Annotated in this window: 8 protein-coding genes and 1 CRISPR repeat array; all 8 genes read right to left on the bottom strand. The window is 65.4% G+C overall.

The window, feature by feature from the left end; genetic code table 11:
• Positions 1 to 274 (bottom strand): transposase family protein (locus tag BW996_RS16730; protein ID WP_139330922.1); only part of this gene is annotated, 274 nt, incomplete at its 3' end.
• 125 nt (positions 275 to 399) lie between these two features.
• Positions 400 to 1,447: a CRISPR direct-repeat array (repeat unit 28 nt; unit sequence TTTCTGAGCTGCCTACCCGGCAGTTCAC).
• Between the two features lie 134 nt (positions 1,448 to 1,581).
• Positions 1,582 to 2,139 (bottom strand): type I-F CRISPR-associated endoribonuclease Cas6/Csy4, encoded by a 558-nt coding sequence (cas6f, locus tag BW996_RS16725; RefSeq protein WP_037477060.1) that lies wholly within the window; start codon positions 2,137 to 2,139, stop codon positions 1,582 to 1,584.
• Between the two features lie 12 nt (positions 2,140 to 2,151).
• The gene (gene csy3 / locus BW996_RS16720) at positions 2,152 to 3,207 is read right to left on the bottom strand and encodes a type I-F CRISPR-associated protein Csy3 (protein ID WP_037477062.1); all 1,056 of its coding nucleotides are present in this window, start codon (positions 3,205 to 3,207) and stop codon (positions 2,152 to 2,154) included.
• Between the two features lie 19 nt (positions 3,208 to 3,226).
• The gene (gene csy2, locus BW996_RS16715; RefSeq protein WP_037477064.1) at positions 3,227 to 4,291 is read right to left on the bottom strand and encodes a type I-F CRISPR-associated protein Csy2; all 1,065 of its coding nucleotides are present in this window, start codon (positions 4,289 to 4,291) and stop codon (positions 3,227 to 3,229) included.
• Positions 4,281 to 5,588, bottom strand: coding sequence for a type I-F CRISPR-associated protein Csy1 (gene csy1 / locus BW996_RS16710; protein ID WP_162177936.1), 1,308 nt, complete (start codon positions 5,586 to 5,588; stop codon positions 4,281 to 4,283). Before csy1 ends, csy2 begins: the two co-directional genes overlap by 11 nt.
• A gap of 24 nt (positions 5,589 to 5,612) precedes the next feature.
• Complete coding sequence (gene cas3f, locus BW996_RS16705; protein ID WP_037477066.1) at positions 5,613 to 9,050, bottom strand: type I-F CRISPR-associated helicase Cas3f; 3,438 nt, start codon at positions 9,048 to 9,050, stop codon at positions 5,613 to 5,615.
• The gene (gene cas1f / locus BW996_RS16700; protein ID WP_037477068.1) at positions 9,050 to 10,054 is read right to left on the bottom strand and encodes a type I-F CRISPR-associated endonuclease Cas1f; all 1,005 of its coding nucleotides are present in this window, start codon (positions 10,052 to 10,054) and stop codon (positions 9,050 to 9,052) included. The genes cas3f and cas1f overlap by 1 nt, the downstream gene beginning before the upstream one ends.
• 171 nt (positions 10,055 to 10,225) lie before the next feature.
• Positions 10,226 to 10,444 carry a VOC family protein gene (locus tag BW996_RS16695; protein ID WP_051631396.1) on the bottom strand — a complete coding sequence of 73 codons (219 nt, stop codon included), beginning with the start codon at positions 10,442 to 10,444 and terminating at the stop codon, positions 10,226 to 10,228.
• Between the last annotated feature and the right edge of the window lie 32 nt (positions 10,445 to 10,476).

Raw genomic sequence — 10,476 nt, 5'->3', positions numbered from 1 at the left:
GCACCGAGTCCAGCAGGGCGAACACCCGGCTGAACGTGTCGTGCGAGGCGATGCCCTGCTCGAAGGGCAGGAAGCGCCGCAGCCACTCCAGCTTGAACTCGCCCCACTCGCTGACATCGACCCAGTCCTCGGCGCCCGCGGCCACCGCGCACAGCGCCGTCAGCAGCAGTTCCTGCAGCGGGTACTGGAAGCGGCCGGTCTGCCGGCGCGGATCGGCCAGGTCTTCAAAGTGCTGCATCAGCTCATCGCCGGGGGCCGTCGGGTGGTCTTGCATCGTGTCTTGGGCTGCGAGGTCGGGCTGGATTGTTACCACTCAATCGGGGTGGTGGCTAATGCAATCGCCCTGGCTGCCTACCCGGCAGTTCACTTGGGTCAGCGTCTCCGGCAACCCCTCCCGATTTTCTGAGCTGCCTACCCGGCAGTTCACAGCAAGTCGAGCGCCGTGATCGCGGCGCTGGCTTTCTGAGCTGCCTACCCGGCAGTTCACTCGTGCAGCCCGAGCACGTCGCGATCCTGGCGTTTCTGAGCTGCCTACCCGGCAGTTCACTGGAAGCGCGAGTACGACAACCGTTACAACATTTTCTGAGCTGCCTACCCGGCAGTTCACCCGGGCGCTGCCCTGGCGCTGGGGGCTCAGGGTTTCTGAGCTGCCTACCCGGCAGTTCACATGGCTTGCATGATGGTAGTTCCTAGGGTAGTTTTCTGAGCTGCCTACCCGGCAGTTCACTTTCACGCGCGTTTCTCTCAACAGGACCACTTTTTCTGAGCTGCCTACCCGGCAGTTCACGGCGCTGCGCGAACAAGGCCGAGAGGCCGAGGTTTCTGAGCTGCCTACCCGGCAGTTCACGTTGAGGGACTGCTTCAGTTCAGGCGCGATCTTTTCTGAGCTGCCTACCCGGCAGTTCACGAATTGAGGGGGCGCGCCGCGCGCCCGGCACTTTTCTGAGCTGCCTACCCGGCAGTTCACACAGCTACTACAACCACCGCACCGGGCATGGTTTTCTGAGCTGCCTACCCGGCAGTTCACACGAAGAGCCGGTGGCTTACGAGGCGCTGATTTTTCTGAGCTGCCTACCCGGCAGTTCACCGAGTCGGTGATCGACTTCAACGCCGGACGCTTTTCTGAGCTGCCTACCCGGCAGTTCACAGGCGTGGCATCCGCTGCCGCGGCGCGTTGCTTTTCTGAGCTGCCTACCCGGCAGTTCACAGCCAGACAAGGCCGGCCTGCCAGCGGGGCATTTTCTGAGCTGCCTACCCGGCAGTTCACTCGGGATGCTGGCAAGCATCAACCCGCATGAATTTCTGAGCTGCCTACCCGGCAGTTCACAGGACATCCGGCAGCGCTGCGTGATCGACGAGTTTCTGAGCTGCCTACCCGGCAGTTCACTAGCACTGCGCTGTTGCCGGCCTGGGCCCAGTTTTCTGAGCTGCCTACCCGGCAGTTCACTAGAGCTGGCAGACACCCAAGTGCTTGTCGCGCTTGGACATTCTGCCAGATCCTGGCGCGAGACCCTCTTTCGGGGGCCTGCGCTAAGTGCTTGATTTTTAAGGAGCGGAGGCCGCCGCCCCGAAAAAGGGTCGTCAGAACCAGGGCACGGTGGCCGTGGCGCTGAGACCGTAGGCGTTGAAGGCGCCGGGCACCGGAGCGTCTTGCGGCGGGCCGTGCTGGATGAACAGCCGGAAGTGCTGGCCCGTGCTGCTGCTGCGCAGTTGCAGGCTCGGCAGCTTCAGGAAGGCTGCGACCTGATCGGGGATGCGCTCGCGCGCGGTGGCCTCGTCGATCTGCTGACGCCGCATCAGCCGGCGGCGCATGCGCTCCGGGCTGCTGTGGGATTGCCGTCGCGACACGCAGCAATGCCGAGCCTGTGCCGGCACGGCAGCGATGTCGCCGATCGTCAGGTGATCGCGCATGCCCCGCAGCCACGCCGTGTCCATCAGCATGGCCAGCGCCTCGCGCGAGCCATGCAGCCGCAGACACAGCCCCAGCTCAAGCCCCTTGACCTCTGGAAAGCTCACGCCGATGCAGGTGCAGCCCTGCGCAGCCAGCGCCCGGTGCAGCTTGGCGTACAGCGCCTCCATCAGCGCCAGAGGACCGAACTCGGGGTCCGGCAGCAGCCGGAGATCGAGATGGTGATCCATCGTTGTCACCACTCAGTCCTTGCCGGCATCACCGAAGACGCCACCCCGGACCAGCGTGGCCATCACGAAGTGCTGGTTCTCCAGGCTCGGGATTTGGTCCTTCAGCAGCCAGTTGTCCAGCAGCGTGTAGAAATCGGCCTTCTTGACGGGCGGCCGGCAGGCCGTGCCCAGCGTCGTCACCGAGCCATACGGCTCGACGGCGATCGGGCCGATCTGGTCTGCGGCAAAGTCCGGGTACCAGGTGTCGATCGTGCGCAGCGCGTTGCCGATCTTCTGCGAGTGCATGCCGGCGATGCCGCCGACCGTGTACAGCGTCTTGCTCTTGCCGGCCTTCTCCTTGTCAAGGATGAGTTCCTGGGACGGGAACACCTCCTGCCCGGCTCCGATGCGCACGAAGGCGGTCACCTGCAGCAGCACATGCCGCTGCCCCGCCAGCCCCTTGGCGATCAGCTCGCCCACGGCCTCGACCGCACCCGCCTGCTCGACCGGCAGCGCGTCGAAATTGCGCAGCGACAGCGCCAGCGCATCGAAGGTCCAGGTCTGCGCCGCCCGGCCCTCGACCCAATGCGCCACCTGCACCTCCACCTGCTCGGCCCCGACGCGGTTGCGCCACAGGAAGCGGCCGTTGGCCAGGTTGGCCGCATAGCGCCGCGCCAGCTCGCCAAAGCCCTGCGTATCGACATAGCCCTTCACGGTCGCCAGCAGCTTGGCCTGGTAGTCGGCGCTGTTGCAGGCCGAGGGCGTGCCGGCGCCACCCAGCACCCGCAGCGTGAAGGTGACCTTCAGCGTGTCGGCGTCCGCCGGCAGCGCGGCCACGTCGACGGTCTGCAGGTTGGGGTTCTGGATCGCCGCGTCCAGCTTGGCCGGATCGGCATCCTTGGTCTTGAGCCGGTTGGAGATCGTGCCGCGCACCGATTTCGCGCGCACCTCCACCGCCGGCCAGCCCGCGCTGTCGCCCCGCGCCTCCCAGGCGCCAGCGAAGAACAGCGCGTCAGACGGATCGAGCTTGCGCTCGAAGGCCAGGACGGATGCGGTGACCAGACCGGTCGACTCTTTCTTGGTTGCCATGATGAATCTCTCCTTGAATTTAGACGTAGTTGAACGGGGAATCTGGGTCTTCCAGCAGCTCTGACGGGGCAGATGGCTTCAGATCCACTTCGGGATACGGCTGAGCAGAAGGCCGGTAGGTGTTGCGGCAGCGGTAGAGGCCAGTGGCAGGGTCGTGATCGGGCCACCACATCAGATCGGTGGCGTCCCCCAGCCGATGCGGGCTGATCCATTGCCCCAGGCTGTAAATGCTCTCTACGAAACAAAGCGGCGTATTGCCGTCACGCGCACGGGTCACCGCGCCGGCCTCATGCAGTGCTGACAGCGCGACATAGCCCACCGGAATCGGCACGATCCAGCCGGGCCGCCGCTCGGTCTGCCATTCAATCTGTTCGGTGCCATCCGGAGCGTGGACACGCTGCGCACGCTGGGTCAGCGCGACCGTATCCAGCCATGCGTCCAGCAGCGTGGCATCGGGCGCCTCAGCACGCAGACCGGTCAACCGGCTGACAAGAAGATCGTCACGCGCCACCAAGGCAAAACCGGGCAACCAGCGTCGTGCCAGCCGACGCCATGCGCGGTCGCGTGCCTCGGCTTCGTAGTGCAATGGAAACGGCAGCAGCGCCGGCATGGTCTCCCGTGGCGAAGCGGACAGCGAGGGCATCACGCTGCCACCGGCCACCCGCATGCCGGCCAGCGTCTCAACCACGACACGGGCCTGCTGCTGCAGCGTGGCGTGATCGGCATGCGCCATGCCGGTGCCATGGAGACCGAACACCAGCGTGATGTCAAGATGCGCCCGCCCCTCCTCAACGATGGCTGACGTGCTGCCGTCCTTGTCCACCGGATTTCGAGTCAGGTTGAAACTGTACTCGTGCTTCGAGGTGGCCACCTGCGCCTGCAGGTCGTGGCAGATCACACCAACACTTCTGAACTCGAAGGGCGTCAGCGCCCCGAGGCGACGCTGGAGCGCGTGCATCAGCCCAGTGAACGCCGTGATGGATGGAAACCCCCAGGTCAGTGGACTGGAAATGGCGTTGGCGTTCTGGATGCGCAGCCTGGGCAGCACCAGCAGATGGTTGATGTCGGGCCGTTCAGTCGGCATGGTTCAGCTCCTGCTCATGATCGGCCAGCGCTTCCAGCAGATCGCGGCGCCAGTGGGCATGCTCGGCATCGCCCATCTTCAGCGCGTCGCTGGCGCCAAGCTGCGCGTTGAGCCAGTTGGCGTAGCGGCCAGCCAGCTCGTGCTGCCAATCGTTCCGGAGACATCCAGGCGAGCGGTCCAGGAAAGCCCGCTCGCAGTCCGGCAGTCGGCATTCGGGAACATCGCTCCAGCCTGGTGGCAGCTCGCGCATCTCGGCCGAAAACAGCAGGAACTGGTCATTCAGCTCGTCGGCCAGATCGTCGCGGGTGTCGCGGGTTTCCTTGTTGCGGGGCGGCTGGGTGGCAAGGAAGCTACGCAGTTCGCGAACAAGCCGGCGCACCTCCGGCCGCCGGCCGAAGCGGTGGAACAGCGTCTCGGTCTGCAACAGCGGCACCACGTCGCGGCTGCGCCACTGCGGTGGCAACGAAGCCAGCAAAAAATTGCTGCCGCGCCGCTCACTGTTGAGCTGACTGATGTTCTGGGGCTTGGTGCCGCCCAGATTCTGCTCGGCCAGATGCGGCCAGATGCGAATCGGGCGCTCATGAAATTGACCAGCCTTGCGGGCGTTCTGGGCCTCCTGCACCGCATCACCGAATCGCTCGGTGCGCAGCCGCTTGAAGACCCGGTGCGCCAGCGAGGTCGCATAGAGTGGCGCCAGCAGGTGGTAGTGCTCATCATCGAGCGCATCCGTGCCGGTCAGCCAGTAGAGCTGCTTGAGCTTGCGGTGCGAGGCGGGTGTCGGACAACGTTGACCGGTGATGTCAGCCAGCAGGGCCGTCTGCTCAGCCCGCAGCCCGAAGGCAAGGCCGATATCCTCGTCTCCTGCCTGCAGATGATCCAGCAGCGAGCGGCTCTCGAACCGCGTCGCCATGAGCACGGCAGCCAGATCGGCGACCTTCTTGTTCACCGCGCCATTGCCAGTGGCGTCAAGATCGAAGTCCTCGCCGAGCACATGCGAACCCACTTCCTGCAAGGCGTGCATGTCCTGTGGTCGGACCAGCAAGTTGGTGGCCATACGCACCGGCGGATCCGGATGCACCGCCTTGACCAGATGCGTTGCCAACTGCACTTGGCCGATGTACTTCAAGCCCTCGTCAAGCAATTGTGGCCACCGCCACGTCTCACGCAGGGCTGACCGGCGCGCTTCTGCGGCGGCGTCGCTGCCCTTGACCTGATCCAGCAGTTCGGCAAGCCGCTGCTGAATCGCGTGATGAATATGCTGCCGGATGTCTGCCGGCCTCCCTGAAAGATTCGGCACTGTCGGCCCTCCTTGGATCATGAGTCAAATGCGCCGCACGAACCCCAACACAGGGTGGGAATGCCAGCCCTGCGTGCTGTTCGGCAGACTCAACGTACCGAACCGCTCGGCACAACGCTGGAGTGACATCTCCATCGCATCGGCCAAGGTCTGCAAAGCCATGGCGTAGTCGGTGTCTGCCCATGGCACGATGCCGGGCCCCTGCACACGGTCATCAGGCCACGGCAGATGGCGAGCCTGGATCGGCGGATAGTCCGGGTGACCGGTCTTCTGGTCGATGACCTCGGTCAGTTCGATGCGATCGGGATCGTCGTCGCTAGGGCGCAGGCACAGGTCGATCTGCTGCCGATGATCAGCGCGGAACGGCTGGTGCTGCGGCAGCAGCGCGGTCATCAACACATCACGAGCCGGCCGGTCCCACCACCACCAGGCCGCCTCTCCGGTCGGCAACCCCTGATATGCAGCGGATCCGGCCCGCGGAGGCAGCAACGCCCGCTGCAGGCGATGGTGCTCCAGATCGACCCAACGCTGGGCCGACTCCAGCGGTTCAGGCTGCCGGATGCGCGGCCGGGCATCGACCACGCCGAATTCCTCGCGGCGCAGCAACTGCGGCAGCAGGTGGTGCTCCAGCAGGGCCGTCTTGTCCTCAAAGCCTGGCTTGCAATACACCGGCTCACCTGGCCTCCGACTGAAGTAGCGCAGATTGGTGTTCCAGACCCGCACGTTGGGTGTGCTGCATGCCCCCTCGCGATGACGCCGCACCCGGCCGACCAGCTGGATCAGTGACCGCATCGACGATGGCTCGACGATGGCCCAGTCGTAGTCGTGATCCCGACCGACCTCGGTCACCGGCGAGCCAAGCACGATGAACATCTGCTGCAGCGCCTGCGGATGGGCATCCAGCCGGGCGCGGATGTCGGGCAGATCGAACACGGCATTGGGCCGACGGCGGTCCAGGGCCGCGTCGAGGCGCTGCTCGATGTTCGAGCGCACCAGCAGCGGAAACTGCGAGTGGTAGACGCAGAGATGGATCAGGTGGCCTTCCTGCACGCCTGTCTCGAACAGCTTGAGCGCCACCTGCACCAGCGGTTCGATGTTGGCCATGCGGATCAAGCCGAAACTGACGCGCCGCTGCGGATACCGGGGATCAGGCACCGCATGCAGCGTGTGCAATTCGACGGCATGACGGCGCAGCAGCAGCGCCAGTGCGGCGTATCGCTCCTCGTCGCGACCGACTTGCTGCAGGTCGCGTACGTCAATCAGAGCACAGCGGCGCCGGGCCTGCGTGGCCGCCTGTTCGGCCAACTTGCCACTGCGCTGCGCTGTGAACTGCTCATGGGCCTGTCTGAAATGATCCAGCGTCGGGCAAGTGGTGGCCTGTCGCTGGAACTCGTCCACCCACAGACACACCACCTCGGGTGGCACCCCAGCCCGCCCAGGCTCAGCGCCACGATGGCGCTGGAATGCAGTCCGGCCAGCCCGGTAGGCCATGAACAGCCCCTGTACCAGCGAGGGCGTCAGCGTGGCTGAGGACAGCAGCACACGACTGCCAAGCAGCCCTGCCCAGTGGACGAGCCGGGTCAGTGCTGGCAGGTCAGCCAGATCGAAATCATCCGGCTCGTCGATCACCAGATCACTGGTGAGCAGACGCAGCATCGGGGCAATCTGCCGGCCGCCACGCAGGCTGTCCGTGACCGGAACAAGATGGTCGATGGTGCAAACCAGGATCGGTGCCACGAGCAGGCTCGTCACCTTTGGATCGTGCAGCGCGCGAGCCAGCAGCGGGTGATGGGTATCGATGGCAGCGTCACCACCGAATTCGACCGAGCCCTCTTCTTCCGGCTCCAGCAGCAATGCCTGCTGAGAAGCCGAACCGGTGGCCTCCGCACGCTGCTCGAAGTGATCGAAAAGTGCCCGACTTGCGCTGCCACCGACCCGAATGGCCAGTTGCTCGTCCTTGAGCTGCAACCGCTGCTGAAACGCCCTCCCCGTCTGCAGCGTCAGCGTGCGCAGCCCCATCGCGAAAACGCAGCGCATGCCCCGCTCAGGCTCAGCAAGGGCATCCATGATGCGGGCATTGGCCAGCGTCTTGCCGCAACCGGTGCTGGCCATGTTAACGATGAAAGCCCCATGTTGTTCGGCCGGGACTCGCTGTTCGGTCGCCAGATCAGCAGCCTTGTCCTGCCATCGGAAGCGTTCATCAGCACTTCGTTGACGCAGCAGCCGGGGCCGCCCCAAGTCAGGCAGGCTACGCCTCAGGCTGGGAAGTGCATGAGTGATGGCACGGCTGTCGGCCGCAACACCCAGCAGGTGCTCATCCAGGGTCTGATTGCCTACGGTGCGTCCGCGCAGATCCTTGCGGGTATTGGCCAACAACGTACAGCCGGCTGGCACGCTCAGACGCCCATCGGCCTGACGCTCGTCGGAGCCTTGCACACTCAAGCTGGAATAGTGATGGTCAGCCAGCATCAACGCCATTCGGCTCAGATGCATCACCCACGGCTCATCCAGCCATGCGAAACCAGCACGTCGATCAGGCCGCTGCACCAGGGCAAGCAGCCTTGTTGCCAGCCGGCGCGCCTGGGTACGCCAGTGAGGCAGTGTCACGGGCAGGACATGCGGGTCGAACGTCCAGTACGGCCGAACCTGTTCAGCAGGCGCACCGGCCACCACCTCGCTCCAATCGGCCTGCATGTGCAGCAAGGCATCACACAGACTCTCAGCGCCGAAACGGCCGCTCGGGCAACCAGCAAAGCGTTGCTGTCCGTGCTCATCATGAGCCGGCAACACCGGCAACCGATGGTGCGTCACCACCAGCCAACCGACCGCCTGCGCCAGCGGGGCGTGTTTCAGCGCCGCGAACGGTGTCGGCAGCGCACCGCTGTCCACCCCGTCGCGGCGCAGGCGGCGCGTCCAGGTGGCGTCATCCTCCGGGGTCGGCGCGATCAGCCGCTTCAGCCAGGTGGCATCGTCGTCGGTGCCGACAAACGCCTCGAACAGCCGCAGCGACACCCATTCATGCCGGTACTGGTTGCGCTCGGTCAGCCGGCCGGCCAGCCGCGCCTGGAAGGCCTCGCTCGCCTTGCCCAGGTCGTGCAGCAGCGCCGCCAGCGCGGTCAGCAGGTGGATGTCCTCGCCGGTGTGCCAGTCGTTCTCGTCGTTGGCACGCAGCACGTTGCGGAAGGTCGTCTCCGTCGGCACGGCACCCTGCGCATTGAAGCGGCTGGCATCACCGACGGTCCACAGCAGCTCGCTGTGGTCCAGCCCGCGGATCCAGTGACAGGCCACCGCCGTGTTCCGGCGCGCTGTCTTGCGCAGCAGGCGCCGCAGCGTGTCCAGCCCGTCTTGCGTGATCGGCGTCTGCCAGGTCCGGTCCCCACGCCGCTCGGCAAACTGATCGAGGATGCGACGGGTTTCCACCAGCGCGCGCTTGTCGCACTGCGAGATCAGCAGGATGTTCATCAGGACGGGATCGTGGGGGTGGTGGCCGTGCGGGCCTGAGCGCCCAGTCGCTGCGCGACATCCTTGAGCGTGTCGATCATGAAATCGAGCGACTCGCTGCGGGTCAGGGTCTCGATGCAGGCCTGGCGGAACTCCTGCTCGGTGTCCCCTCGCATGGCGGAGATGAAAGCCTGCGGCAGGATCACCGCATCCTTGACCAGATCGGCGACATCGAACACCAGCCCGCCGCGCCGCGTCTTGCCATGCAGCACCGCCAGACCATGCGGCAGGCCCAGCACCCAGGTGGCCGAGGCCCCCAGGCCATAAGCGAGATAGTTGCCGTGGTCAAGAAACCGGTTGGCCGTGTCGGTGCTGTCGCCCCGCTGGCTGCGGGTGAACTCGCCATAGCGTGTGGCCTGCGCGGCCAGCCGGTAGAGCTGCTTGGACAGACGCGCCTCCTCGGTCAACAGCGCCGTGTGGTCGGCCGCGCCATCAATCGCCTGAGAGGAGGCGTCCAGCAGCGCGTCCAGCGTCGCCAGATCAGGGCTCCAGCGCTCTCGATTCAGCGTGCGACTGTCGCGCCAGGCTTGGCGAACACGGCGCAAGCGAATCTGCTGGAAATCCCGTGCGGCCTGCAACCTCAGGCGGTCGTCAAACCAGAAGCGCACCCAGCCCTGGAGATATTCCGTGGGTCGGTATTCGCTCTGCGGCGACATCCATGCGATGTCGAGCCCACCGTCCGTGGCAGCGAACAGTGGCGTGCCACCGCCACCGCAGAACCCCACCATCACGCCGGCCTTGGCCAGCTCGCGCATCGCGGCCTGGGTCAGCGATGTGCCGGTGCCCAGAAGGATGGTCGTCGTGTTGGCGATCGGGATATTCCAGTACAGCGAGCGCGCGCCCTGCTCTGTGACGTACTCGACCCGCCCGCCGTTGACAAGCACGCGGCAATGCTCGAGGTAGTAGAGATTGGCGCGTTTCGAGTGAAGGATGCTCTTGAGGTCTGCGGCCCCGATGTCCTGCATTGACGATGACTCCCTTGCATCTGTGGCTTGTGCCACCTGTGTTTCTGCAAGGATCGTCGCACCGAATTGGGGAACAACATCGGCGGTTTTTCACAGATCAAGCTGCCGATACATCTGGTCGGACTGCAGCCTCTCGTCATCCAGAACGCCCCGAGCGTCTGCCCACCCCGATCACGGCACCGCCGGCAGATACCCCATCACCCCGAACAACGCCCCCTGCGGATCCTGCAGCATCGCGAAGCGGCCGATCTCGGGAATGTCGGTCGGGGGCAGCAGCACACGGCCACCGAGCGCGGCGCATTCGCCGGCGGTCTCGTCGACGTTGTCGACCGTGACATAGCTGCCCCAGTGCGGCGACATCGCCGGCGGGGCGTCGGGTGGCATCGGCATGATGCCGGCGACCGGCTCCGACCCCGATCGGC

It is taken from the genome of Sphaerotilus natans, assembly GCF_900156335.1.
GTDB classification, from domain to species: Bacteria; Pseudomonadota; Gammaproteobacteria; order Burkholderiales; family Burkholderiaceae_C; genus Sphaerotilus; species Sphaerotilus natans.
This window is presented reverse-complemented; position numbering and strand designations above follow the sequence as displayed.